Consider the following 26,388-nt stretch of genomic DNA (forward strand, 5'->3'; position numbering starts at 1 on the left):
GTTTTTCGGATAAAATAAACTTATTTGGACTGGGTAGGGGGGGATGATGCAGTTTCTTGATTTGAATTTGAAGATACTGCTGATTGTCCTGTTTGAAAGTAATGGCGCAATTCTAGGGGGATTTGAGCTGGATCTAAATTGCGCAAGAGGGCGCGTAGTCTATTAGCCGCCGCTAATTGTTCCGTTTGTTCTTCCCAGAACCGTGCTTCTCTTAACTGTGCTTCTATTGGAGCGTCATGTGATTCACGAGAGATGTGAGCTGAATTAGCTAAAATTCGATTGATAGCGTTCATTCTACTCGTGTCAGTTGCGGTGATCCCTGAATTTTGTATAACACCAGAATAAGGGTCGCGTTCTCTCCAGCTGGTAACATTCTCCACCAAAAGACCCCTTGCTGTTTGTGCAACTCTAACACCGGCAACAGCTGTTGCAATGGAAGCTGATACATTAGGGGCTAAACCTAGGCATAAGATTAAGGCAATTTTAAGCATTGTTTTTTCTGTCGTGTGTTTCTTTTTAAAAAATATAGCGCTCAAGGATTAACTTTTTCTTAATTTTGATTCTAAGAACTCGTCTTCACAAAAGAGATAGCAAAATATAGCTTGTCTCAAAAAATAGAGACGAAATGGGATGTTTGCGCAAACTAAGTGAAACACAATGACTATTACTTAATAAAGAATACTTTAATGCCGAAAACTCTTAAAAAGCTCAGAAATACTATCATCGTAGCGTGGGTTTGTTTGCTAATAAGGATGCTGCCTATAAAGTTCGATAAGCTCTCTCATAACGCCTATGCTAGATATATCATCTCCGTTAGAGGTATTTGAGTGTCCTGATATGTCGGACAGTACACAATCTTCACTCATGATTGCCTCAATATTTTCCATCAATACTTGTATAAATTCGTAATTTGAAAGGTCAACATACTGAATGTGTTTAATAATTTTTTCGAACTCTTTTAGTGCTTCAGGGGTTAGGAGAATCGTGTCAACATACTGAATGTGTTTAATGATTTTTCTGAACTCTTTTAGTGTGTCGGGGGTTCGTAGGATTGCGTCAACTATGGTTCTAGTTATGCTTGGGGCGTGTGTTTCATTAGATTGCGGAGTTGCGCTCCAAAGCCGAGAATTATGCTCTTTTTCCAATAGTTCAAGATGTTCAAGTTTGAATCGATGTAACGTTTCATATGCGGCAAGTTCTTCCTTAGGGTCTACGCTTAAATATCTAACTTGCATTTTGCTTAAGGTGGAGTGTACGCGAGATAAGAAGCTTTTTAACGGAATTAAGTTCTTAGACTTAGGGTTGAAGGTAGTTAAAAAAGAAACGCTATTGCGTTGTTCTTCTAAAGTTGTGAGGGGTTCAGAGTAAGGAGGGTAATCTATGTTCGGTTGTATTGATCTTGACATAGCTGTTAATGTAGGCATAAAAAATGTGCTAATTATTAATAAAGATTTAAACAACATGTGAGATTTTCCCTGGGAAAATAAATATTTTATTGAAGTATACTTGATAAGGATTAACCTTTTCTTAATTTTGATTCTAAGAACTCGTCTTCACAAAAGAGATAGCAAAATATAGCTTGTCTCAAAAAATAGAAACGAAATGAGATGTCTATCCAAATTAAGTGAAACACAATCCGTATTACTTAAGGAATACTTTAATGCCGAGAACTCTTAAAAAGCTCTAAAATACTACCATCGTAGCGTGGGTTTGTTTGCTAATAAGGAGCGCTGCCTATAGAGTTCGATAAGCTCTATCGTAACATTTATGCTAGATATATCATCCCCGTTAAGGGTGTTTAAGTTTCCTGGTGCAATTGAGTTTCCTGCTATAGTTGGGTATCTTGATAGAGTTGAGTTTCCTGATGCATTTGAGTTTCCTGCTATAGTTGGGTATCTTGATAGAGTTGAGTTTCCTGCTGTAATTGAGCCTCCATATTGTTCTTGAATTGAGCCTCCTAATATAGTTCTTGATATCGGCGTCGTGTGTGTTGCGCGGGATATGGGTTTGTCTGCTAAGTTTGCGTTTGCAGCTGCGAATTCTTGTAATGCAATTTGAACGCCTTGATTTTCAACTCCCCCGGAGTACACAGCATGCGTTTGTTGAGATGCGCCCGCGCCTATGATAATAATCGCTCGTATTAAATTTAACATCACTCTTCCTTCTTTTTTAGATTAGTTTAGCAAAGTAAGATTAACTTTTTTTTAATTTTTGTATTTTAAGTTAGCACTCTATATAAAAGAGTGCTATTGACATTCATATTAAAGTGAATATAATGAAGGATAGCTAAAATTAACATCAATGGAGATAACCATGACATTTAAACCATTACACGATCGTGTGCTTGTACAACGCCAAGAATCCAGCGAGAAAACTTCCGGTGGAATTTTTATTCCAGATGCTGCAAAAGAAAAACCAGTAGAAGGTAACGTGATTGCTGTGGGCGATGGTATCCGCAAAGAAGACGGTACTGTTTTGCCTCTTAACGTAAAAGTTGGCGACAAGGTTTTGTTTGCTAAATGGGGCGGAAACGAAGTGACGATTGATGGTAAAGATTTCATCATCATGAAAGAATCAGATATTTTAGGAATTTTAAACTAATTAAATAGGGGATATATATTATGGCTAAGAAAATTCTATTTGCAGAAAAAGGGCGCGAAAAGATCCTTCGTGGAGCACAAATTTTGGCAGACGCGGTAAAGGTGACGTATGGTCCAAAAGGACGTAACGTGATTATCGAAAAATCATATGGTGCGCCAAAAATTTCCAAAGACGGTGTGACGGTTGCTCGTGAAATCGATTTAGAAGACAAGTTTGAGAACTTGGGTGCGCGTACGGTTCGTGAAGCAGCAATTCGATCTGCTGATATCGCGGGTGATGGTACGACGACTGCAACGGTGTTGGCTCAGGCAATATTGACTGAGGGTCACAAGGTTATTGCAGCGGGAATGAACCCAATGGACATTAAACGTGGTATTGACCATGCTGTTGAAGTTGTGGTTGAGCATTTAAAGAACAGTGCAAAGAAAGTTAGCACCAATGAAGAGATTGCTCAGGTTGGTACGATTTCAGCAAACGGCGAGCGTGAAATTGGCGATATGCTGGCTAAAGCAATGGAAAAAGTTGGTAAAGATGGTGTGATTACTGTTGAAGAAGCAAAATCATTGGCAACGGAATTGGAAGTTGTTGAAGGTATGCGTTTTGATCGTGGATATTTATCGCCATACTTTGCAACAAACACTGAAAAAATGATGTGTGAGTTGGACAATCCATTGGTGTTGATCCATGACAAGAAAATCACGTCATTGCAACCATTGGTTCCAGTATTGGAAAGCGTTTTGCAATCTAGCCGTTCATTGTTGATTATCGCAGAAGATGTTGAAGGCGAGGCATTAGCTGCCCTTGTATTAAACAGATTGCGCGGTGGTTTGCGTGTTGCTGCGGTTAAGGCTCCTGGATTTGGTGATCGTCGTAAAGCAATGTTGGAAGACATCGCTGCATTAACAGGCGGTCAGATGATCTCTGAAGAGTTGGGCGTTAAGTTAGATGGAATTACGGTTGATATGTTGGGAACAGCAAAGCGTATCGTTGTATCAAAAGATGATACAGTAATCGTTGATGGTGCTGGAAAATCTGATGATATTAAAGCGCGTTGCAACCAAATTCGCCAACAAATCGAAAACAGCGATTCGGAATATGATCGTGAAAAATTACAAGAACGCTTAGCTAAATTAGCAGGTGGTGTTGCAATTATTCGTGTGGGTGGCGCAACAGAAGTTGAAGTAAAAGAAAAGAAAGATCGCGTTGAAGATGCGATGCATGCGACGCGTGCTGCTGTTGCCGAAGGTATCGTGCCTGGTGGTGGTGTTGCTTTGTTGCGCGCAATTAAAGCGTTAGAAACAATAAAATTAGACCACCAAGAGCAACGAGTGGGTGTGGATATTATCCGCAAAGCATTAGAGGCACCGGTGCGTCAAATCTTAATTAATGCGGGGATTGACCCATCTGTGATTGTGAATAAAATTACAGAAAATAAAGATGTTAACTTTGGATTTGATGCTCAAAACAATGAATATGTTGACATGTTAAAAGCTGGAATCATTGACCCTGTAAAGGTTGTGCGTTCTGCGCTTCAAAACGCAGCATCAGTATCTGGATTGTTGATCACAACAGAAGCAATGATTGTTGAGAAAGAAGAACCAAAGGCTGCGGCTGGGGCTCCGCACATGGATCCAAGCATGATGGGGATGTAATCCTTTTTAGCACCTAAGAGAACCTCCCTTCTGGGAGGTTTTTTTTATTGCGATTGACTTTTGGAGTAAGATCTTTTTATAAAAAGAGAAGGCATGGTTGATTGGAGGTCGAAATGTTTAAAAAATCAGTGTTAATAGCAGCGTTAGCAATTTCAAGTGCGTTGGGTAGTGAGATTGTCTGGGACGAGCAGGAAAAACTAGCATGGGTATGGCTGCAAATTAAAGCCAGCGATCCTGAGGGTAGCGTCCTTAATGAATACCAAAGAGCGCAAGCGGCAGAGCGTATGAGCGGTGTCGTTAGAGTATTAATTAGTGATCCAAAGAGTATTGAGGCGAGCCCTATTCAAGTTATCACTAGTGGGCGGGTGCTGATGAATCTTGGCTGTCCAAACGAAGCTGTTATTGTGTTAAGGTTCTTGTTGCAGCTTAATAGCCCAACGATTTCTGCAGAGAAAATTATGGCAGCTTCAATGCTGTATGAATTGGGGCAGGCAGAATTGGCGACTCCTGTAATACGATTGTTTATTAATGATAAAGCCTCGACACCAGAAATTCGCCAGGCTGCGATACGTGCGTTTTATAGTCCCCTTTATGGTTAAAACCTTCGCCTTCCAGGCGAAAAAGACTTCAGTCCTTGGTAAAGGAAAAGAGGCGAGGTATTGAAAAAAAGGAGTAAATATGATACCCTAGCTTAGTCTTCAAGCGCTAGCGCTTGAGAAACGCGACGGGTATCATATGACAGATTATAGCAAAACCAGCCACACCGTATTTTACCATAGATATCACTTAGTATGGATCACCAAGTATCGTAAACGAGTTCTAAGTGGTGAATTAAGATTACGAGTGCGTGAGGTGATCGCACAGGTTGCTGATGAACTGGGTGTTAAGGTTTGCAATGGCGTGTTGTCAGCAGATCATGTGCATATTTTTGTAGAAATACCTCCCCACGTATCGGTCAGTGAATTTGTAAAAATAGCAAAGGGACGATCGTCAAGAAAGATTCAGCAGGAGTTTCCTAATATCAAGAAAGAATATTGGGGAAGACACTTCTGGGGGCGAGGGTTCTTTAGTTCAACGAGCGGCAATGTTACTGATGACATCATTAATGCCTACATCAACAATCATACGGACTCTTTCCAGTCAAATAACCTTTCTAATATCTCTTTAGAGTAGTCAGAGACTTCCAGTCTGTAATTACAACCTACCAGCTTCAGCTGGTAGTGGTTGAGTCTATGAACCCAACGGTGCATCGCAATGAAGCGCGTGAAATGATGGCACAAGTGTGTGTAGAATCTGGAGAAATTGCAACGCTTGAACACGCTCGTCAATCAGCAAACGTAATTTTTTCAACCCCTGAAGAGCGAGAGGCTAATCGGTTGGAGAGGGAGAGGGCTAGACAAGCAAAAATAGCGCAAGATATAAATGATAAAGAAGAATCCCTTAGAAAGGCTGAGGAGTTTGTGAATCATAGGGCAAATAGACTAGGCTAGTTTTAGTGGGCGGATACTATGCTCAAGGGGATAACCTTTTAATTGGAAGGGTTTTTATTGGCTTAACCTCGCAGCATGCGTTGAAAAACAATCGAGGTCTGTTGGTGAAAAATCATCGCAATCAATTCTTGCTAGCAGAGAATAAAAGGTTGATAAAACAGGAACAATTTCTGCATCGGTACGATTCGATAGGTTCAGAAACGGTTTCAAGTTTTGGGGCAAAAAGTCTGCAAATAAAACTTCCGCAATTTTGTAAGCAACTTTGTAATAGCCGTTATATACGGCTGTCCAAAAATGTAGGGCTAGAGCCTGATGGGTATAACTTCTTAACTCTTGAGGTTTGTTTTGATTTCTGTAGCAAAAAAATAAATATTTTTCAACGTGTAAAAAAAACTTGCAAGATTTTTACTTACAGATTATGAGTGCTTTATTAACGGAGACACACATATGGATGTAATTACGATTGATGGACCCTCGGCCGCGGGCAAGGGAACAATAGGTTCAAAACTATCACAACGTTTAGGGTGTTATTACTTAGATTCTGGATTGTTGTATCGACAGCTGGCGGCTTGGGCTTTAGAAGCTGGGGTTGATTTGACTAATGAAGCTGCGGTGTGCGACGTTATTACTGTTAAGCTATCTAATGTAGAGTTTAAGTTAGAGCCGTCTGATAAGCTTAGATCGTCTGAGGTTTCTGATGCGGCATCAAAGATTGGTGTGCTGCGATCCGTTCGAGAAAGAGCGAATCAATACCAACGTGATTATGTTGAGGCTGCTGAAAAAAGTATCATCATTGATGGGCGTGATGCTGGAACTGTTGTGTTTCCTGATGCTAAATTTAAACTATTTATCACGGCCACCCCAGATGTAAGGGCAAAGCGCCGATATGATCAATTGGTAGAGCGAGGATATGCTCCCGCAGATTTAAAGTCATTAGAAGAAGAAATCGTTCAACGTGATTTGAGAGATCAAAAGCGAGAGATTGCGCCGTTGAAGGCGGCACCAGATGCGTACATTATTGATACGACGGAAGAAACTGCGGATGAAAGTGTGCAGCGTATATTAAAGTATCTTGAAAAATATCTTGTGACGTGTTAGCATCCCGAATGATTTTTTAATCATTAACCGGATCTATGGCAAACTCTATAAATCAAGTAATAGGGTGAAATTTAGCAAGTCTAAGTTTTGAGCGCGGTAGATCTTTATTTTCGTGAACTGCAACAGCAGTGGAAGGGACAACTAACATAATGACAAATATGGCAAAAGAAGAGCACATCGAGAATTTCGCTGAGCTTCTTGAACAATCCTTTGCTAAGGGAAAACTATCTCAAGGTAGCGTTATAACAGGACGTGTTGTACGTCTTGAGAATGAATTTGCAATCGTAGACGTAGGTTTAAAATCCGAAGGTCGAATTTCTCGTAGAGAATTCACAATGGACGGATCTGCTGACCCACGTATCGGCGATGAAATTGATGTATACGTAGAACGGATGGAAGACAAGAACGGGGAAATCGTTCTGAGTCGTGAACGCGCACTGCGCGAAGCTCTTTGGATTGAGCTTGAAAAAAGCCATCAAAAGAACGAGCAAGTTGTTGGTCAAATTACTCAACGTGTTAAAGGTGGTTTCACCGTTAGCGTTAAAGGTATCGTTGCGTTTTTACCAGGCAGCCAATTAGATATTAGACCTATCCGTGATATCGATCATTTAATGTACATTGATCAGCCATTCATTATCGTTAAGATGGACCGCCCACGCGGAAATATCGTTGTATCTCGTCGTGCTATTTTAGAACAATCTGCAAATCATGGTCAACGTGCTGAATTGTTAGAGACGTTAGAAGAAGGTCACAAAGTGACTGGTATCGTTAAAAACATCACTGATTATGGTGCGTTTATCGATCTAGGTGGCATTGATGGTCTATTGCACGTGACAGATTTGTCATGGCGTCGTGTGGATCACCCATCTGATATTCTTACAATCGGATCTAAAATTGAAGCTGTTGTGACGCGTTACAACAAAGAAACAGGTCGTGTTTCTTTGGGATTAAAGCAGTTGCAAAACGATCCATGGCATGGAGTAGCTGAAAACTTTAAAGTTGGCGAAAAGGTTAAGGGTAAAGTAACAAATATCGCAGACTTTGGTGCATTCGTTGAAATCGCATCAGGTTTAGAAGGTTTAATTTATTATACAGAATTAACGTGGACAAAAAAGAACGTACATCCTTCAAAGATTTTGAATGTTGGTGACGAAGTTGAAACGTTAGTTTTGGATATCGACACTGAAAAACGTCGTATTAGCCTGGGCTTAAAGCAATGTTCAGACAATCCATGGGAGATTTTTGCAAAGAATCATCCAGTTGGAACTGAAATTGAAGGCGCAGTACGCAGCATTACAGAGTTCGGTTTGTTTGTTGGCGTTGGCGATACGATCGACGGTATGGTTCACAAAGATGACATCAGCTGGGAAAAATCAGGCGACGAGGCTATTGCTGAATTCAAAAAAGGCGATAGCGTAAAAGCTGTGATTCGTGAAGTTGATGTTGAACGTGGCCGTGTTAGCCTAAGCATGAAGCACTTGGAAAAAGATCCATTTGAATCAACTGCTCGTGAAGTAAAGAAGGGTGCTGTTGTTACATGTACCGTTACTGCTTTACAAGAAGGTGGTATTGATGTGGTGACATCTACAGGGGCTCAAGGCTTTATTCGTAAGGCTGATTTATCACGTGATCGTGGTGAACAACGTGTGGATCGTTTCGCTGAAGGTGAAAAGATTGATGCGATTGTTTTGAACGTAGATAAGAACTCACGTAAAGTGATCTTGTCGATCAAAGCACGTGAACTTGAAGAAGAAAAGAAAGCAATCGCAGAGTACGGCGGAACAGGATCAGGCGCGAGCCTTGGTGATATCTTGGGTGCTGCAATGCGTGATGCAGACTTAGACGTTAAAGGTAAAAAGTAGTTTTCGGGGGAGGGGTTTCTCTCCCTTGGTTAATGTGATTAATTGGAGTAAATGCTATGAAACGTACATTTCAGCCCAGCGAATTAGTTCGCAAGCGCCGCCACGGTTTCCGTGCGCGTATGGCAACAAAAAACGGTCGTTTAGTATTGGCGCGTCGCCGCGCTAAAGGACGTCATCGTTTGTGCGCTTAGTTTTTTAGTATTTCGGTACTATTAAATTCAAAAACAGGCTTAGAGTTTTACTCTAGGTCTGTTTTTGTTTTGAGTGTGAGAAATGTTTATTTTATTCAGCGTTAACCATCATCTGATATATAGCCAAACACGGATAAAGTTGACACATTGCGCCGAAAGAAAAAAATGAATTTTGCGATACTTTGGAGACAATTTTACCATCTGTAAATCGTGGAGAACCTCGTTATCAAGGAGATACCTAGGACCTTTTTACCCTATAGCTAGTTGCTTATAAAACGACCATGTTATTTTTTAAATATTCGAATGATTTCGCGGATATCTCTGAAGAGATCTATAACCATTTTATGTGAATCAAGCTATATCATACACGGCGCAGGTTTGCTCCCTCTTGCCCCTTTGGGGATTGTGGATCAAAAGGCTCTGCGTAATCGTTTTATGCGTGTTTAGCTATATAGTCAGGCTAGTTTAATTTTGATGTTGATTGTTAGAAAAATAACTTTGCAGCAGTTCGGGAATTTCATTTCTTACAACGTGTCTCAAATCACAGCAGTCTAATCTATCGGATCTTACCTAGTGGGTGTAGCATCATGCCTCACTCGCGGGTTTCGTTATTTAAAATTCGTGCCTAAACACACCGGATCTTACCTAAGGAGTCCGGGGATCATCCCTGGCAACTGCAGGTTGGCACGCTGCGAATTAATAAAGGTTAACACTTTTTTAATTTTTCTGATTTTTGCGCACCCCCCGCCCTAGACACCACAACTGTTGAAAGTGATTAGAAAAAGAATATTTTTGACAACAAATCAATAGAACAGGGAAAATCATTGATAAACCGATTAATTGTGTCAATCATACAGATATGTATGAATTAAGTAATAGATATGCGACTATTTTACACAATATGAAGTTTTTTATAACATTCATAGCTTGGTGTTTAAGTGGGTGATTTTAATATCGTTAAACACCTCTTCTGATCACTTTCAACAGTTGTGCCCTAGACACCCTCAGTGACCTTCGGGTGGGGGGACAAAACCCACTCCCTAAATCGAGACTAAATAGACGAAGCGATCCGTCATTTCTTCACGAAACGGTGGGCTAAATAAACTATGTAAGTGCACTAAAGATACGATACCGCACAAAAGTTAACAAAAGATTGACGAACTGAAGATTTGTACAACATGCCGTTGCATCCAATAGGTTGTAACGTTTTCGCTATTTTCCATAACGAATAAAAATATAGCCTATGCAAGGCGCTATGGTTAAAGATGCTGGTTAGTTCATTAGCTGAGTGCGGCTTGGCGTAGAACTTACCTTGGGTTGAGAGATTCACGACGTATAGGCGTGACGTAGTCGAAGGGGCGTGTAACATGTGTCGAAGCGAATCGGATCTAGCTTAGTGGGCAAAGAAGGTTATCTCTGGTGCAACGACACGTTGCGGTTACGTCCTTCTTGACAGAGCTGGCTCCTTCGACTAAGGTTCATCTTACGAAAAATGTTTATTTGAGGCGATGTATGAGTAAAAGATTTTGCACCTTGCAGAAGCGTAGAGAGTTCCTGAGGGTTTCGGGGGCTGGAAAACGGTTTTATGGAGAACATTTTTTGGTACAAGCGTTGCCAAACCAGGAAAATTCAGGTATATTCCGTGTAGGGTATGTTGCCACTCGTAAAACTGGCAACGCAGTTAAACGGAATAAAGCAAAACGACGCTTAAGATCTTTGGTCTATGAATTGAGAGATCAATTCGATTTGGGCTGTGATTACGTCTTTGTTGCTCGAAGCTCATTATGGTCAGTTAAGTTTGAAACACTCCAGCACGATTTTGAAACTGTACTTAAGAAAGTTGCTAAAATGGATAAGCCTGCCGATCAATCTTGTGTTGATGGGGATGGTGCGTCTGTATCAACTGGGGATTAGCCCATTTCTAGGCAAACGGTGCAGGTTTCATCCGTCGTGTTCTCATTATGCCTTAGAGTCGTTACAGGTTCACGGTGCATTTAAAGGGAGTTGGCTTACGTTTCTGCGTTTAATAAAATGTCACCCATGTCACCCTGGAGGGGTTGATTTAGTTCCACATCAAAGGATTAAAGAATGAACGAACAGCGTAATTTTTTTATAATATTTTTCTTAGTATTTGCAGCGTTTTGGGGATACGAATATTTCTTTCCTCATCCTGCACCCATAGAACATGCGCAAGCTGCAGTTACAGCACCAGCAGTGCCTGTGGCACCTGTATTGGATGAAAAGGCAATTGCTGTGCCTAAAGATGTTGCGTTACGCGAAGGTAGCAGAGTTGCTATTGATACGCCATCGTTTGCTGGATCAATCAATTTAAAGGGAGCCAGGTTTGACGATATTGTATTGAAAAAGTACAAAGAATCTGTTGAGCCGCGCAGTTCAAACGTTGACTTATTAAATCCTGAAAATACTGAAAAGCCTTTTTATGTTGAATTTACATGGGTCTCTGTATCCAATGATCAGAAAAGCTTTGTTACGTTTCCATCTGAAAAGACAGAGTGGACGGCTGATCGTGAAACGTTAACCGCCGAGCATCCCTTGAAATTGACTTGGAAAAGTCCTGAGGGCGTTATTTTCGAGCGTCATATTTCTGTAGATCAAGATCAGATGTTTACGGTAAAAGAGATTATTCGAAACACTAAAACTCAAGAGATTCAAACCTTTCCAAAGGGGCGAATTATCCGAGTGGGAGATATGGCAGCCGCAGACAGTAAGATTTTACACGAAGGCGTTGTTGGATACTTAGGTGGTAAACTTCAAGAAATTAACTATGCTGATATCGAAGACGTTCCAGCGTTTGATATTGCCAGCAAAGGTGGATGGTTAGGGATTACCGATAAATATTGGATGGCGGCGTTGGCCGTAACAGATAACACACCTGTAACAGCAAAAGTCCAGCATTTCAAGACGCCCAGAAAAACATACATGACAGAGCTTTCTGGTGCAAATATGACGGTGGCTAGTGGATCTGAGGCTTCGTTCACATATCAGTTTATCGCAGGGGCAAAAGTTGTAAATTTGCTGGATAAGTATGAAAACGAATATCAAATTTCTAACTTAGATATCGCAGTAGATTTCGGATGGTTATATTTCTTAACAAAGCCTATGTATCACGTGTTGACGTTCTTAAAGAACCTGATTGGGAATTTTGCTTTGGCGATTTTAGCGTTAACAGTCATCGTAAAGGCCGTTATGTTCCCATTGGTGCGAAAGTCGTCATCATCCATGTCGGGTATGAAGAAATTGCAACCTGAATTGGAGCGAATTAAAGCCTTGTATCCTGATGATGCCGCTAAGCGTAACCAAGCCATCATGGAAGTATATAAACAGCATAAAATTAACCCAGCAGGTGGTTGTTTGCCTCTGTTGATTCAAATGCCGGTGTTCTTTGCTCTGTATAAAGTTTTATTCATTTCTATTGAAATGCGTCATGCACCGTTTTGGGGGTGGATTAGCGATATGTCTGCACCCGACCCAACAACAGTATTTAACCTGTTTGGTTTGATTCCGTGGGATCCCCCCACATTTTTGATGATTGGAATTTGGCCAATGATTATGGGATTCACAATGTGGTTACAACAACGAATGACACCTCAGCCGACTGCGGATCCAGCGATGGGGAAAATGATGGCGTTTTTGCCGGTGTTTTTAACATACTTTATGTCCTCATTCCCGGCGGGGTTGGTTATTTATTGGGCGTGGAGCAACATGTTAACAATTATTCAACAGTTGGTGTTGAGTCGTACTAAGAAAGCTTAAAAGACTATACGTATAAAAAGGACTGGTATTAACCAGTCCTTTTTTGTTGCAGCATGATGCTGCACCCATAGATCGGATCCGCCAACGTGACGTTGCATCCATAAATTAAATCCGATCTGATCTGACACGGATTATAAAAAAATAACGTTGCAACAATTCGGGCATTTATTCGAGTACCCCCATTGAGTCCTGCATCACGCTAATGGATGCAACGGCACGTTGCTTAGATCCGATTCGCTCTGACACGGATTGTAAAAAACGACGTTGCAACAGCTTAGAAATTTATTCAAGCCCTCCATTGAGTCCCGCACCCAGTAAGCTTACCTGTTTGAAACTATTGAATTTCTGAACACATGTAATGTTGCTTACTAGAACATGTGTCCAACCACATCGGATCTAACCTAACGGATGCAACCGCAGGTTGCGAATTAATAAAGGTTAAGATTTAGTTAACGCGATTTTTTTACCACCCCCCGCCCCAGACACCCTCAGTGACCTTCGGGTGGGGGGACAAAACCCACTCCCTAAATCGAGACTAAATAGACGAAGCAATCCGTCATTTCTTCACGAAACGGTGGGAAAAAATAATAATGTATGAGCGCTCTAAATTTACAATACCACGCAAACGTTAAAAAAAGATTGACAAACCAGCGTGACGCTGGACTCAATAGATTAGATCCGATTCGCACAAACACGGATTACAAAAACAACGATATAAGCCGAAATCGTCACGTTGGATCCATTAGAAGAAAGTCTGGGGAGCAAAGGCCACTGGATAATTGTTTTATGTGGTTAAATTATAAATACGATTTGAAAAAATTACAATCCGTATCAGACCTAACCTAACGAGTGCAGCAACGTGCTGCTGCAAACAATCTTTGTTCTGTTCATAATTTGTTAATCAGTCTCTGATACTTTAAAGATGGTAGGCTTTTAGTAAACTCAGATCTCACTTCGGTGAGTGCATCTGATACGCAATGGCGATTTTGGACATAGAGTAGCACAGCGCTGTGCGAAAGCAGGGATGATCCCTGCACCCATAAGTTGGATTCGATGTGATTTGACACAGTTTATAATCCCCCCCAATCTAACCTAATGGATGCAACGGCACGTTGCCGTTGTGGTGGCGGGGGGGGTGGACACGCTCTGAGTAATTTTTTGTGGGTGGGCCCCACTTCAGGGGCGCGCGCCCCCCCAACACGAAAAAGAATAATTTTCTTGACAATCCAAATTCCTTATGTATACTAATAAGTAGAATTGCGAAAAGGCTATCCACTAAACAGGTGGGTAGCCTTTTTTCGTTCTACGTCTTTGAAACTTTCAGCCAAAGGATCCCTAACCAGATCCGCGACGAAGCTTTGGTTGAACCACTCAAGGACGACATGCCGAACCGAATCCCCAGTACAGGTGCTCAACTACCCGATCAGTAGACACAGCCCTGTAAACAACCCCTAGAGCCGACGGGCTCGTAAAACCCGACTTTGTAATATTACTAAAGTCCGCCTTTCCCCATTCGTGTAAGAAATGGGGTTCTTTTTGCACGTGCGGGTTACTGGGGATTCACTCGGTTTTAAAACTAAATAACGACAGCGTGACGCTGCCAACCTGCGGTTGGATCCGCTAAGTTAGCTCCGATCTGGTCTGACACGGATTCTATATAATTTAACTTTGAAAGCTACACAAATATTGCGCTTTCATAACTTAACAAGGAACTAAAACACTACTCACTCAAAAACATCTCAAATTCATTTTTCACCTTTACCCCTCCTGCGCCGAAGGTGGATCAAAAATCTCTCTCATTCAAAACTGTTTTTAACAGTTCCTCATTTATTATCTATATCCAAACCACACTCAATCAACCTTCCCTCCACAGTGTCTCTTATTACATACCTCAAACTACGTTCACTCTAGATCTAGCCCATTGGGTCCAGGGATCATCCCTGGTGCAACCTCATGTTGCTTAATCTCTCTCATTTGTGCTGAACTTATACATAGTATTTGCAACGCATGCCTGGATTAGGGTATATGTAAAGAATATATCCACATCAATATAAAGACAATTTTTATGACTCCTTCATTTTCTTCTATTAAAAGTGCCGACATATTATTTCGTCAAGAGTGTGAATTCCGATTTGGAGTTGATACGCTTGACAGGCTTCCTCCGATGACTGTGCCTGAGTTTGGTTTTATTGGACGGTCGAACGTTGGAAAATCCAGCTTGATCAATGCGTTGGTGAATCGAACAATTGCTAGAACGTCGAATACTCCTGGGCGGACACAACAACTGAACTTTTTTTCATTGGCTGAAGCTTGTTATATTGTTGATATGCCTGGATACGGTTATGCCAAGGTGAGTAAGACTAAGATTGCTGCATGGAATGGTCTGATGAAGGACTATTTAGTTGGGCGATCAGTACTGCAACATGTCTTCTTGTTATTAGATAGCCGCCATGAGATTAAACCTGCGGACGATGAAATGATGACGATGCTGGATGAAAGTGCCGTGCCGTATCAGTTGGTTTTGACGAAAGTCGATAAGTTAAAGCCCAATGAATTGACCAGGGCAGTTGAGAGCATGAAAGCTGTAATCCAACGTCATGTAGCAGCGCATCCAGAGCTAATTGTTACAAGTGCAGTTGATAAAGAAGGCATTATAGAATTGCGACGCAGGGTTTATAAACTATTGCTAGAAAGCCGAGATAGATAATTTCATGGATCGTACGATTTCTGCAGAAGAATTGGATGAAGATAAATTTGATGTGTCGTTGCGACCTCAAACACTGAATGAGTTTATTGGTCAGAAACATCTGAAGGATAATTTATCGATCTTTATTCAAGCGGCACGAACGCGTCAGGAGCCTTTGGATCATGTCTTGTTTACGGGACCTCCCGGTCTTGGGAAAACAACGTTGTCTCAAATTATTGCACGGGAATTGGGCGTCGGGTTTCGTTCGACGTCAGGGCCAGTGATTTCAAAAGCCGGTGATTTAGCCGCAATTCTAACAAATTTGCAACCGCGAGATGTTTTGTTTATTGATGAGATTCATCGATTGAACCCATCGGTTGAAGAAATTTTATATCCAGCTATGGAAGATTTTAAGTTGGATATCATGATCGGTGAAGGGCCAGCGGCGCGGGCGATAACAATCGATCTGCCACCGTTTACATTGGTGGGGGCAACGACGCGTGCAGGATTGATCACTCGACCCCTGCGAGAACGATTTGGCATTCCGCTGCAATTAAATTTTTATGAGGTGGATGAATTAACATCTATCGTGAACCGCATGTCCAGTTTGATTGATTTGCCTATGCAGGCGGATGGTGCTGTTGAGGTTGCAAAGCGATCACGAGGAACGCCACGAATAGCAAAGCGTCTAACAAAGCGATTGCGTGATTTTATGGATATTTATCATAGCAGTATTGCCGTGGATGAGTTGAAAGCTGCTGCCGGTATGGATCGATTGGGCGTTGATCAAAATGGTTTAGATGCCATGGATCGTAAATACTTGTCTCAAATCGCAGAGTTTTATGGCGGTGGACCTGTGGGGATTGAAACCATTGCCGCCAGTCTTGCAGAACAACGTGATGTTGTTGAAGATGTCATCGAACCCTATTTGATTCAACAAGGGTATATTCAACGGTCTCCTAGAGGGCGAATCCTGACAGGAAAAGCGTATGAGTTCTTGGGCATTTCGCCCCCACCAATTGGTTAGATAATTTTGAATTGTAAATAAGGTATATTCCCCCATTTCTGGGGGGAAGATCTAAAGAAAATTAGCGATCTAGAGATAGATTGAATGCAGCCTTAGATTCAAGCGCTGAACCTAGAGTTAGGTTTGTGGTAAACGCAACGCCGCTGTTGAGGTTTAACGCTGCTGTCCAATCGACGGAGCCGGTTGCGCCATGAACAGAATGGTGCCCCACCTTGGTTAATAGCGATGTGCTAAATGAGTACGTATCTGCTTTGAATTCAGTATTAGCTATTTCAAGTCCAACATATCCAGCGGTGTCAGATGTGTGTCCAAAGTTCCTGTGAGTTAGCTGTATAAAGGGAGCACCGAATGGGGTATCAATCCCGAGTCGGACTTGAGATCGTACGCCTGACCAATCTTTAAAGTTAAAGTCGGTTGCAGATACAGATCCGAATTGACCTTCAACAAAGAATGCTTCAAAGGAATGAGCTGCAACGATGGATGATTCAAGATGACGGCTGTCAGCACTAAACCCAGCACCAGAGTTTGCATAGGACTGAACAACACCCAACACAGAGTTACCCAACTTATATGCCACGAGTCCTGTCGTGCCTGTGGTGGATTTATCTTGATCTACTGATCCTTTGAGTTGAACATATACCGGTAACCCAAAATCAATCTGAGAACCAGCAACACCGTTCACTGTAAATTGAGTTGCATTCACCCCAGATCTCCCCTTCAATGCCGACAATGCAGATGTACTTCCAGACGAGTCGGTTGGGGCAGCTGGAGCTTCAAAGAACTGCTTGAAGAATGGATCAGCTTTTAATGCGTCAACTATGATTGCGTTCCCTTTATCATACCATTCTTTTGATTCGCGAACATACCCTTCATCAGAATTGTACTTGCCAAGTATAGTACCATTTGCTTTTAGCCCGTTTAGAGCTAATCTTAGATTTAAATGAAACATAGCATCTGTTTTTTGATGGAGTATTAAATAGCGAATACCAATCCAGTCATACATTAAAGTTACAACAAACTTAGTATGGAATGGTAAAGCAGTAAATAATGAGGGGTGCTCAAACAATTCACTAGCTGCTGAGCCTGGTGGTGGAGAATGCCACTCATACTTAATTTTTACTGAGTTGCTCTCTAAAATCATAGGGTCGTATCCTGAAAAACCAACTCTTTCCAACTGACTCCAAATCTTTTTTACTAAGTTTTTTGCGGGTCGTGATAAGGTGCCTTCGCTAACGGTTTCACTATTGAATTTGTAATCTGAAAATAAGTAATCTCCTAGGTGTTTTTGAATTTTACCTCTTTCTTCCCATCGATTTTCAGGTTTTATATCTTGGTAAAATAGTGCTGCAGATATTTCGGTGTCGTCCTCACTTGAACCACATCCTTGCAACATTAAAGCAATCGTCGTTATTAATAATATCTCTTGTGTTTTCATGTTACTGTCTTCCATTTACATCTAATACTAAGGCATTATACGTATGTTGTCTTACATAATCTTCTGTAAGCCAAGCATATCCTTCATTTCCATATGTTCTACCCCAACTGTTTTTAAATTTAAAGGCTGAAACTGCAGGCTTACTTTTGTCAGGTTGATAGGCATTATCATACCCGCAGATGCAGATGGCGTGCGCCCCTTCCCAACCATATTCATCAGGAATTTTGGTAGTTACTATAAACCCATTATTTGGACTTACAGAATCTGATAACCATTGACTTACTTTTTCATAAGCACCTTTCTCTTTATGCACCTCTCGATAAAGCCCATTTTCTAATTTATCATAATCTCCATTTCCTGGAGCAAACTTGTATCGTGCAAAGGTTTTAACATCAACAACGACAGAGACATTGTTACATATGGATTGTTTCAAGCCTTTGATTAATTCATCTTCACAAGTGCCTCTGGAATCTCTTGTGAAGATAACGCTGACATTCAATCTAGGAAGTGGCATAAAGGATTGTGGGGTTAAGATGCGTGTGAAGAATAGGCGGCTGATTTCATCTAAATTAAGGCCACATCGTACGACCGATGATCCAGGGATGTTAATAGGTATGCCTAAATAGGGCAAGGGAAACCAATAAGTATTTGTTTTCCCCTTAGACTCTTCTATTTCCCTTTCAATCTCTTTTTCTTGTTCTTCTATATGAGCACGTCTTTTTTCATCCCACGTTGGACGAAAGTCTTCAGGGGCTTTTCCAAGCTTTGTTGCATGGTCTTTTAATTCATTTAGACTTTTTATGTAATCAAGAGACAATGTAACTGATGCCTTGTTTTTTACAACAATTATGACATAGTTTGAAAAAATCTCATAATTTACATATTGGTGATCTAAAACAACCCCTTCCTTAAGCAATGGAATATATCGGGATAACGCAACACCTTCTTGCACTCTTGCTTCAACAATCATTTTCACTCGAGTAAATAATTCAGCCTCAGAAATTACTGTACCTTTAGGCAATTGTGCTTCAATTGCGGCTACAATTGCAAATATCGAACAGGTTCCTAATGGATGCTGATTCTTAACATCAGACATGGTCAAGATCTCATAACGTGGTAATATGGGTTTAGAATCAGCCAATCTTGTGCTTGATAAAGAAGCTGTGCCAGACGGCAATCGTGCTAATCTACTTGCCCGTAATTCTTCAGAAGGACTGCGTAGGGGCACTCCAGCTCGTTCCCAATCTTCAGGAGTGCTGGGGATACATCCAGTGGCATAAATTCGTTCGGCAGTAAAAGTCGGCGTAACTGACATCAACGATATTAAAATTGCAAATAGATATTTCATTTTCACGTCTCCTTAATGGATTAAATTAAAGAGCATTTCTTGTTGTAATTTTATAAGGGCTCGCATCAGATCTAGCAAAAGGGGGGGGGGGGCGGTGTCAAGAATATTTAGTCCTCAGCCCTTCATTCCAACGCTTATGTACCCCCCCTAGCTTTGATGTCAGCTTCCATGTGCGGGCAGGTTCGTGAATACCTAGGTGAGCCAACAGCTCTATAAATATACGTACAGGAGCCTCATATTTCTCATCAGTTTTTATTATATACCCTTTGGGAGATGCCGGGGATGGAATGTCCTTTATAGTAGAGCGCATTAATATCTTGCAATAATAAAGCCCGGTTGTAGTCGCGACGATAGAATCTGCCGCTGCCTTACGTTCAGTCGGAGAAACGATGAAAGCTGCTAAGACTTCTGTTGCAATACCACGATGTAATTGAATTTCAGCTGATTGAATTGCCTCACCTCTTTCAAAAGCTTCTACTTCCTCACGGGTTCCTGATGATACTGTGATCGATTTTGAAATAAAGAATCTATGTGGTTTAATCCAAAATAAATAAAAATTAACTAAAAGTTAAGAAGTTGCGGCTACAAACTACATTGCCAGAAATGTCAGGAAATGCCTGAGGGTATAATTTATTTCGAGTGTTGTTGCAAAGATGCAACGCATGAAAAAACAGGGTGTACAAACCCAGGAAAACTGGTTACATTTTATAGTGTATTAAAAAGATTTTTGGATTTAGGTTTGAAAATTTATAAAAAGAATAACGAAAATGGAGGATTTAAGAAAAAATTCATAATTTCATTCTATAAATTCCTTTGATAGGTAAAGTGTAGAGAATCTGCGCTTTAAAATAATAAAAACAATAAAGGTAGGACAAATAACATGAATAAAAACAAACTTTCACGGTTCCTATTATCTACATCAGTAGGTATATTTACAGCATTAGGTATTAGTGAAGTCTCTGCACTTGATAGTGCTTTGGGTACAACCGTCGCTGAAGGGGAATCTGCTCAAACAGCTGCGGCAGAGGTACATACAAAAAATGCAACAGCGTATCTTCTACAACAAAATAAAGATATGACAGAGGCAAAAGCTAGAAATCTTGCAAAATCAGTTGTAGAAACCACTTCAGGATTATCAACGCTTAATGTTTTGGATACCGAAAGCCTAAAGCTTTTTGAACATTTTAAAGATATTTTAAACGGTAATATCCAGTTAACGCCCGAGCATTTTGATAGCTTTTTATCACAGATCGCTGATGCTTCTACATTAAAAGCATTGGGTGTTGATAGTGTTAGAGACTTAAAATCACCAGAAGCTGAGCGTTTAGTTGTTCCAGCTCAAATTACAACTGTAAAAGATGCGGTTTACTTTGCTGAGCAACGTAAAGATGCGGGTGAATTTGAAGTTTCTGCGCAATTCTTCTTAAAGGCGCGTGATTTAACAGAAACTACAAACACAACTCTGCGTACAGAATATGCTGAAAAAGCTTTGTTAATGTATTCTGAACACTTCATTCATCACGTTGCACGTGTAAGCAGTGTTACTGAAGCAAACGTTACTGCGGCTCAAACATTATTAGCATCAGTAAAAGCGTTGGCTGAATCAACAAACACAGACAAAGCATTTTTGCGTGCAGCAAGTTGTGCTGAAGAATTAGGTACAGCCATTTATGACTTGGCTTTGAAACAAACAGCAGCAAGAGATAAATTGACTGATACAACTGCTCAAACTGCAGAAGATGTAAAAATTGCAAAAGTATATGTTAGTTTGTACAACGCTGATATCGTTGCACGTGATATGCATGAAAAAGCAGCAGCTAAGAAATCTGGACAAGATAAAAACTTAGAATTTGCAGCAGCAGCAGAATCAATGCGTTTAGCAATTGGTGCATTAGCTGATGCTTATTCAAGATCATCAACTGCTGTATTTTCGGGTGATGTGACAGTTGCCACAAAGTTAAATGACGACGCTGTTGCATTTAAAACTATGTACACAGAACTGGCAAGCACATCGGGTGTTGTGGCATCTGAAGCTTTAAAAACATCTGCAGTAACAGCTAAAATCTTGCTTTCTAAATTAAAAGCAACGTGGAATGCGCGTTCAAGCTTTGACGCTGCGACAGCTCAAGGTATCGCTTTAAATACTCAATATACAGATGTTAGTACGCTGATTACTGAGGCATTAACAACAGCGAACACACAATACTCTAACATTACTGCGGCTGAGCAGTATTTGTCAGCTCGCGATATCGCGGTTGTGCGTTCAGTGCGCGCAGAACAATTATATCGCGTAGTATTAGACTTAGCAGCAGTTGCTTCAATCGTTGAAGCTAATGTTACCACTGCGGTTACTGATTTGAAGGATTATGTGGATGGGTCTAATAGTTCTGTAAAGAATGTTGTAGATGGTTTAGATCAAGCCTTAAAATCAACATTGGATGAAGTTAAAGCGGCTGCTATTCGTAGTGCCCGTACAGATTGCAATAGAACATTATCTGGATCATATGCATTGATTGCTAAGGCAGCTTCAAAACAATTAGAGAAAATTTCTACGGCAGCGTTAGGTGGTACTCTTGTTAAGCGGGCTGAATGGTTAGACAATTACTTAAAGTATGCTCGTCTTGCAAACAATAAAGCTGCGTGGGAAGCGGGTGTGACAGCGATTGATGTTGTGTTAGCGGTTGCTGATGTGGCATTAGCAGCTGCTGACGATGCGCGTCTTGTAAAAGCATTGGCATTGACTGCAAAAGCTGAAGCTTTATTAAAGCGTAATACTGCAGCTGATGATGAATTAGTTGCAAAAGTTGATGCAACAACGGGTGCATTAGCAACGGGATTACTGTTTGATGCAGATGCGGTTGCAACAGCAATGGCAGCAGGTGCGTCTCGTATTACTGCACGTGATCATTTACGTAAAGCCTTTGAATCTGCAGTTGAATTGCATAACAATGCAGCGGTTAAACAAGGATTGCGTACCGTATGGGCAACTGTTGAAAACTTATATGCAGTAGATAAATTAACAGTAACGGATACTGCGTTGAGTGCGGCTATTGCTACAAACTCTAGTCTGCAACAACAAAACGGCGATACGTGGACTGCGATTTTAGATTGCTTCGCTGCGGGTGCTACTGCGGAAGCTGTGAAAAATGCAATTCGCACGGCATTATTGGGTACCAATAATATCGCTGCTGGAGATGGAATAATTCACGGATCTAACGATACACATCTAAACCGTCGTGCGGCTTTAGTTGCAAATACATTAGCGAAATACTTTAATGATAAAGATGTCGCTATTGATCCTGCTTTTGCAGCTGCAACGCCAGCAGATCATGCATGGTTTACAGTTGAGGGATTGTTTAATGATCTAAAGAAAGAATTTGATCGTATAACGGCATTGTCAACGACACCTTACTCAGGGTACAAAGATGCAGCAGCAGCGTTTGATAAAGCGCGTACTGCGAAAGCAGACTGGGCTAAAGCAGAAGTTGATGGATTGTCTTCAGTAGCAGTATCTGCTACATGGACAACTAAGCGTGATGCTGCGGGTGCGGCATACACTGCAGCAGCAGATTATGAAATAAAACGTGCGGGTGCATTGTTATCAGCAGCGGGTATTGGCGACTCTACAAGCTATGCTACATTAGCTGACATAGCAGCAATGACATCTGATTTAGCGACTGTATATGTGACTGAAGATGTATTGGATTCATTACATCGTCGTGCGGTTAGTTTGAAAAATTCGGCAGATACATACAATCGTGCTTTTCCAGCGTCTGGAGCAAATGCAGCAGTTGCGGCGAATACTGCAAGTCGGGATACTGCGATTGAATCTGCAGTTGAAGATAGCACAGGTGCTGCTGTTGCTGAAGGTGCCTATGAAATTGCGCTTGGATTAGTTAATAAAGCTTACCAAGGAGTTGCAGGCTTTAATGCTGCTGCGCCTCTCGGTACGTTTGTAGGTGAACGATTAGCAGCAATTACTGCTGCATATCGCAAAGTGAATGCTGCTTGGTTGTCTGACTTAACTGCAACATTGACGTTGGCAACAACAGGAACTGACGCAGTTGATCATAGAGCTGCTCTGCGAGATTTGGTTCAAGATGCTGGAGCAATTGATGGTGCTGTTACAACTAATATTGCGGATTGTATTTACAGCGTGGGTGCTTTGTTTGATACTGGTGCTGGATATGATGAAACACATTCAGCATATCGTGGTATTACTTTAGGCTATGAAACTGTTTTAAAAACTCTTGCAGCGCTTGGAACAACTGCGCTGAACTTAGAAGCTCACCAAGAGCATGTATATGATGCGCTAAAAGAGAACGCAGAGCTTGCAAAAGCGATTCCTTTAACTGACTACACGGCTGCAACGCCAGCGACGACACAGCAAATGAAGGATGTTATTACTCAGTTGACTGAACGTGCTGACTTAGCAGAAGCTGTTGTGTCTGCAGCGTATGGTGCTCTTCGTTTAAAGGCATCTCAAACAGATAAATCATTTAAAGCAGCGCGTGCTCAAGCGATTACTGAAATGACTGGTTTAATCCAAGAAGGTGCGATGGATTTTGCAGATACTGTGCTTAAGGAAGAAAACAACGTTGCAACAGCAGATTTGAAAGCTAAAGTTGCACACCAATTAGGTCGTTTGTTAGTGGCAAAAGCTGCGTCAGAACGTATTCGTTTTGATAACCTAGGTGCGGCAGCAGATAAGGCAAATGCACTTACTTGGTACTTAGAAGCGGTTAATGCGTATAAAAAAGAAATTGCTGCGATTTTAAGTCAAACAGATGCTGCTTTGATGGCAGGCCGTAACTCACGATTGGCTGATGCGTATGAAAACTTAGCGGAAGCATACAAGCAAGCAATTGCAAATGGTGCGGATGCTGCCTTGGTGAAAGAGCAATACACTGCAGTCTTTAACCAAGCGCAAATCTTGTACCGTGAAGGTAGCCTTGATCGTTCAGCAAAAATGTTGGAAGACTTATCAAAGACAGATGGTGCAGCGGTGGTTCATGGATCAATCATGAGAGAATTGGCTGAACAGTATGAAGCTGCTGGTAAATTCTTGAAAGCTGCAAACGTTTACAAAGCGTCGACTCAAAACCATGTGGCTCAAAAAGATGCAGCAGCAGCTTACGAAGCAGCTGAGAATGCATTAAAAGCGGCTCAACAAGTTGGTCACTCAGAGGCATGTTTAGCGGCAGCAGAAGCCTTCAATCTAATTGGTGCGACAGCTGGGTTCCATGGACGCGTCAGAGCAGAAGCTTACCAACAAGCTGCAGGAGCTTACATTCTTGGTGAAATGTACGAAGAAGCATCCGTAGCTTATAGTGCATCTGGTTCTGAGTGGGCTAAGATTGGTGACCACATGCAAGCGGGTAACCAATATGAAAAAGCAGCCTGGGCATTAAGCAAGATTGCATCTGTGACTGTTGATCAACGTATTGAGATTATTCAAGCGATTGAAAAAGCAGCACATCAATTGCAAATTGCTGACGCAACAAGCCGTCTTGAGAAATTGGTTGGTCTTGCTGAAGAGCAAATTACAGTGATTAAAGAAGGAGCTGATAGCATAGCTAATGGTAAGTTAAAAGCTGCTGTAATCTCAGCTGCTGGTGCAATGTATGAAAAAGCACTTGCTTTCCAAAAAGAAGGTGACTTAAGCCATGCAGAAGCTGCGCAAGCGCGTATTGAAGCCTTGGTGAGAATCGTTGATGCTGGCGGAAAAGAAGCAGGAATTCATTTGAATGTGGCTAAGTTGTACTCACTTCAAAAGAAGCATGCTTTAGCTGCTGATACTTATGTTAAAGCTGCAGAAAGCTTCGTTGAAGGCGATAAGTTGTTAGACGCAGCAAATGCTTATGCAGATGCGGCGGATGCTGTTTTAGCAGCAAGTCAAGGGTCTCGAATTAAAGATTCAATCTTGCCAGCATTACTTGATATCAGTGCAAGCGTTCGTGCTGGTGGTAGTAAGTCAGGTAGATTAGATCAATTCGAGATTCATTTAGCAGTTGTTGAAGTGTATCGTGACTTAGCAAAGTTAAATCCATCTGAACTTGATAACGCTCTTGCTGAAGTAGAAGCGATCTTGGCAGAAGCTCCAACTCAAAAAGATGTACAAGCGCGCATTGCAGGAGTGAAAATCGGATTGTTATCTCAAAAGGTAACTACGTTAAAATCAGATGACGCAAAAGCAGCTTTGTTGCAACAAGCACAAGCAGCATTTGATGCAGTTAAAGGATTAACTGGAGAAACTACGATATCTACTGTTAGCGTAAAACGTTACGTTGCCGTGGCTGCAAATGCCTTGGCTAAACTGTATGAATTGTCTCGAGTGATTCACGCGACAAATGGCTTGGTGTATCTTGATGCACTGCGATCTGTAATTGAAGTAGCAGAAGCGGCAGCGACAGCAGCATATGATGCGGCAGCTAAAGTAAAAACGTCATATGACGTGGCTTTAGAAGCTACAAAAGTAGCTGCACGCGCAATGGAATCATATACAAAAGGAATGATACATTATGTTGCGTCTGAAAAAGATAAAGCACGTACTGATGATATGGTTTACTTGCGTGGCATTCCAGATCGTATGACTAAACTTGTTGAAAATGCAGTTCGTGAAACATTGTTAGGTATCTTAAAGTCTCGTGAAGAAGCGGCTGTAATTCAGTCAAACTTTGTGGAAGTTTTGGATGCGTCAAACAAAGTAAGCACGTACATTGTTGGATTGCGTAACAGCGAAACTGCTCATGACTCTCATGGCAATGCTGCGAAAACAACAGAGCTGAAAGCAACAATGGCAACAACTGCAACAGCAGTTAAGGGAGCTTCTGGTGATTTGAAAGATCAAGCAGCTGCCGCTCAAGCTTTGGCGCCAGTTGCACGTGCAGCTGCGACAGATGAGTTGGTTTCGACTAAGACTGCTGCGGTTGTAGCAGCTGTGTCAACAGGTGTGAAAACACAAGCGGCGTTAGTAACTGGTGTTCCTGCAGCTAGTGTTGCTGGAACTGAATTGTACAACCATGCACAAGGCTTGGTGGATACAGTTCTTGGTGATGGAAAGGCCACTGGAGGAAACACGAAAGGTCTTGTAGGTGATCTACAAAGCGCCCAAAGTGGTCCAACAACCTCAGCTAACGCAGTAATAAGCCCACGTAACTAAGCTTAGTTTTAAGTCTAGTGGGGGAAGGGAGCTTCTCTTCCCCCGACTTAAAAAGGTTTTAT

General features: G+C 41.4%; 19 protein-coding genes. 14 read left to right on the top strand and 5 right to left on the bottom strand.

Annotation, left to right across the window (positions count from 1 at the left end; all coding sequences use genetic code 11):
* Positions 1 to 20: 20 nt before the first annotated feature.
* The 3 genes from CPBP_RS05050 to CPBP_RS05060 all read right to left on the bottom strand — a co-directional run bounded on the left by CPBP_RS05050 (position 21) and on the right by CPBP_RS05060 (position 2,153).
* Positions 21 to 491, bottom strand: coding sequence for a hypothetical protein (locus CPBP_RS05050; RefSeq protein ID WP_350331779.1), 471 nt, complete (start codon positions 489 to 491; stop codon positions 21 to 23).
* Positions 492 to 743: 252 nt separating this feature from the next.
* Positions 744 to 1,463, bottom strand: a complete 720-nt coding sequence (locus CPBP_RS05055; protein WP_350331780.1) for a hypothetical protein — start codon at positions 1,461 to 1,463, stop codon at positions 744 to 746.
* Positions 1,464 to 1,691: 228 nt separating this feature from the next.
* Positions 1,692 to 2,153: a hypothetical protein gene (locus CPBP_RS05060; RefSeq protein ID WP_350331781.1), complete on the bottom strand. Its 462-nt coding sequence runs from the start codon at positions 2,151 to 2,153 to the stop codon at positions 1,692 to 1,694.
* Between the two features lie 160 nt (positions 2,154 to 2,313).
* Between CPBP_RS05060 and groES the strand changes: the two genes are divergently transcribed.
* From groES to ruvB, 13 genes are all read left to right on the top strand, one after another.
* The gene (groES, locus tag CPBP_RS05065) at positions 2,314 to 2,601 is read left to right on the top strand and encodes a co-chaperone GroES (RefSeq protein WP_350331782.1); all 288 of its coding nucleotides are present in this window, start codon (positions 2,314 to 2,316) and stop codon (positions 2,599 to 2,601) included.
* Positions 2,602 to 2,618: 17 nt separating this feature from the next.
* Entirely contained in the window at positions 2,619 to 4,253 is a 1,635-nt protein-coding gene (gene groL / locus CPBP_RS05070; protein ID WP_350332616.1) for a chaperonin GroEL, read from the top strand.
* A gap of 113 nt (positions 4,254 to 4,366) precedes the next feature.
* On the top strand, positions 4,367 to 4,852 hold the full coding sequence (locus CPBP_RS05075; RefSeq protein WP_350331783.1) for a hypothetical protein: 486 nt from the start codon (positions 4,367 to 4,369) through the stop codon (positions 4,850 to 4,852).
* A gap of 136 nt (positions 4,853 to 4,988) precedes the next feature.
* Positions 4,989 to 5,426 (top strand): IS200/IS605 family transposase, encoded by a 438-nt coding sequence (tnpA, locus tag CPBP_RS05080; protein WP_350331445.1) that lies wholly within the window; start codon positions 4,989 to 4,991, stop codon positions 5,424 to 5,426.
* A 59-nt stretch (positions 5,427 to 5,485) separates the two neighbouring features.
* Positions 5,486 to 5,743, top strand: a complete 258-nt coding sequence (locus CPBP_RS05085; protein ID WP_350331784.1) for a hypothetical protein — start codon at positions 5,486 to 5,488, stop codon at positions 5,741 to 5,743.
* A 447-nt stretch (positions 5,744 to 6,190) separates the two neighbouring features.
* Positions 6,191 to 6,841 (top strand): (d)CMP kinase, encoded by a 651-nt coding sequence (gene cmk, locus CPBP_RS05090; protein WP_350331785.1) that lies wholly within the window; start codon positions 6,191 to 6,193, stop codon positions 6,839 to 6,841.
* A 158-nt stretch (positions 6,842 to 6,999) separates the two neighbouring features.
* Positions 7,000 to 8,703 (top strand): 30S ribosomal protein S1, encoded by a 1,704-nt coding sequence (locus CPBP_RS05095; protein ID WP_434057611.1) that lies wholly within the window; start codon positions 7,000 to 7,002, stop codon positions 8,701 to 8,703.
* A 56-nt stretch (positions 8,704 to 8,759) separates the two neighbouring features.
* On the top strand, positions 8,760 to 8,894 hold the full coding sequence (gene rpmH, locus CPBP_RS05100; RefSeq protein WP_350331787.1) for a 50S ribosomal protein L34: 135 nt from the start codon (positions 8,760 to 8,762) through the stop codon (positions 8,892 to 8,894).
* Between the two features lie 1,512 nt (positions 8,895 to 10,406).
* On the top strand, positions 10,407 to 10,808 hold the full coding sequence (rnpA, locus tag CPBP_RS05105; protein ID WP_350331788.1) for a ribonuclease P protein component: 402 nt from the start codon (positions 10,407 to 10,409) through the stop codon (positions 10,806 to 10,808).
* Complete coding sequence (gene yidD, locus CPBP_RS05110) at positions 10,780 to 10,986, top strand: membrane protein insertion efficiency factor YidD (RefSeq protein WP_350331789.1); 207 nt, start codon at positions 10,780 to 10,782, stop codon at positions 10,984 to 10,986. The genes rnpA and yidD overlap by 29 nt, the downstream gene beginning before the upstream one ends.
* On the top strand, positions 10,983 to 12,668 hold the full coding sequence (gene yidC, locus CPBP_RS05115; RefSeq protein WP_350331790.1) for a membrane protein insertase YidC: 1,686 nt from the start codon (positions 10,983 to 10,985) through the stop codon (positions 12,666 to 12,668). Before yidD ends, yidC begins: the two co-directional genes overlap by 4 nt.
* 2,065 nt (positions 12,669 to 14,733) lie before the next feature.
* Entirely contained in the window at positions 14,734 to 15,375 is a 642-nt protein-coding gene (gene yihA, locus CPBP_RS05120; RefSeq protein WP_350331791.1) for a ribosome biogenesis GTP-binding protein YihA/YsxC, read from the top strand.
* Between the two features lie 4 nt (positions 15,376 to 15,379).
* Positions 15,380 to 16,381: a Holliday junction branch migration DNA helicase RuvB gene (ruvB, locus tag CPBP_RS05125; RefSeq protein ID WP_350331792.1), complete on the top strand. Its 1,002-nt coding sequence runs from the start codon at positions 15,380 to 15,382 to the stop codon at positions 16,379 to 16,381.
* A gap of 61 nt (positions 16,382 to 16,442) precedes the next feature.
* On the opposite strand, the gene CPBP_RS05130 is transcribed toward ruvB, so the two are convergent.
* A complete protein-coding gene (locus tag CPBP_RS05130; RefSeq protein WP_350331793.1) occupies positions 16,443 to 17,816 on the bottom strand; it encodes a hypothetical protein in 1,374 nt (457 codons plus the stop codon).
* A gap of 1 nt (position 17,817) precedes the next feature.
* A complete protein-coding gene (locus tag CPBP_RS05135; protein ID WP_350331794.1) occupies positions 17,818 to 19,164 on the bottom strand; it encodes a C1 family peptidase in 1,347 nt (448 codons plus the stop codon).
* Between the two features lie 880 nt (positions 19,165 to 20,044).
* Between CPBP_RS05135 and CPBP_RS05140 the strand changes: the two genes are divergently transcribed.
* Positions 20,045 to 26,326, top strand: coding sequence for a soluble NSF attachment family protein (locus CPBP_RS05140; protein WP_350331795.1), 6,282 nt, complete (start codon positions 20,045 to 20,047; stop codon positions 26,324 to 26,326).
* The last annotated feature ends 62 nt before the right edge of the window (positions 26,327 to 26,388 follow it).

This window comes from Candidatus Bodocaedibacter vickermanii, assembly GCF_014896945.1.
In the GTDB taxonomy this organism is placed as follows: Bacteria; Pseudomonadota; Alphaproteobacteria; order UBA6184; family UBA6184; genus Bodonicaedibacter; species Bodonicaedibacter vickermanii.

Coding starts and splice junctions, on each gene's coding strand:
- CPBP_RS05085 (WP_350331784.1), top strand. CDS start 5,486: ATGAACCCAACGGTGCATCGCAATGAAGCGCGTGAAATGATGGCACAA.
- yidD (WP_350331789.1), top strand. CDS start 10,780: ATGGTGCGTCTGTATCAACTGGGGATTAGCCCATTTCTAGGCAAACGG.
- CPBP_RS05055 (WP_350331780.1), bottom strand. CDS start 1,463: ATGTTGTTTAAATCTTTATTAATAATTAGCACATTTTTTATGCCTACA.
- yihA (WP_350331791.1), top strand. CDS start 14,734: ATGACTCCTTCATTTTCTTCTATTAAAAGTGCCGACATATTATTTCGT.
- CPBP_RS05050 (WP_350331779.1), bottom strand. CDS start 491: ATGCTTAAAATTGCCTTAATCTTATGCCTAGGTTTAGCCCCTAATGTA.
- CPBP_RS05095 (WP_434057611.1), top strand. CDS start 7,000: ATGGCAAAAGAAGAGCACATCGAGAATTTCGCTGAGCTTCTTGAACAA.
- tnpA (WP_350331445.1), top strand. CDS start 4,989: ATGACAGATTATAGCAAAACCAGCCACACCGTATTTTACCATAGATAT.
- groES (WP_350331782.1), top strand. CDS start 2,314: ATGACATTTAAACCATTACACGATCGTGTGCTTGTACAACGCCAAGAA.
- rnpA (WP_350331788.1), top strand. CDS start 10,407: ATGAGTAAAAGATTTTGCACCTTGCAGAAGCGTAGAGAGTTCCTGAGG.
- ruvB (WP_350331792.1), top strand. CDS start 15,380: ATGGATCGTACGATTTCTGCAGAAGAATTGGATGAAGATAAATTTGAT.
- CPBP_RS05060 (WP_350331781.1), bottom strand. CDS start 2,153: ATGTTAAATTTAATACGAGCGATTATTATCATAGGCGCGGGCGCATCT.
- CPBP_RS05075 (WP_350331783.1), top strand. CDS start 4,367: ATGTTTAAAAAATCAGTGTTAATAGCAGCGTTAGCAATTTCAAGTGCG.
- cmk (WP_350331785.1), top strand. CDS start 6,191: ATGGATGTAATTACGATTGATGGACCCTCGGCCGCGGGCAAGGGAACA.
- CPBP_RS05135 (WP_350331794.1), bottom strand. CDS start 19,164: ATGAAATATCTATTTGCAATTTTAATATCGTTGATGTCAGTTACGCCG.
- CPBP_RS05140 (WP_350331795.1), top strand. CDS start 20,045: ATGAATAAAAACAAACTTTCACGGTTCCTATTATCTACATCAGTAGGT.
- rpmH (WP_350331787.1), top strand. CDS start 8,760: ATGAAACGTACATTTCAGCCCAGCGAATTAGTTCGCAAGCGCCGCCAC.
- CPBP_RS05130 (WP_350331793.1), bottom strand. CDS start 17,816: ATGAAAACACAAGAGATATTATTAATAACGACGATTGCTTTAATGTTG.
- yidC (WP_350331790.1), top strand. CDS start 10,983: ATGAACGAACAGCGTAATTTTTTTATAATATTTTTCTTAGTATTTGCA.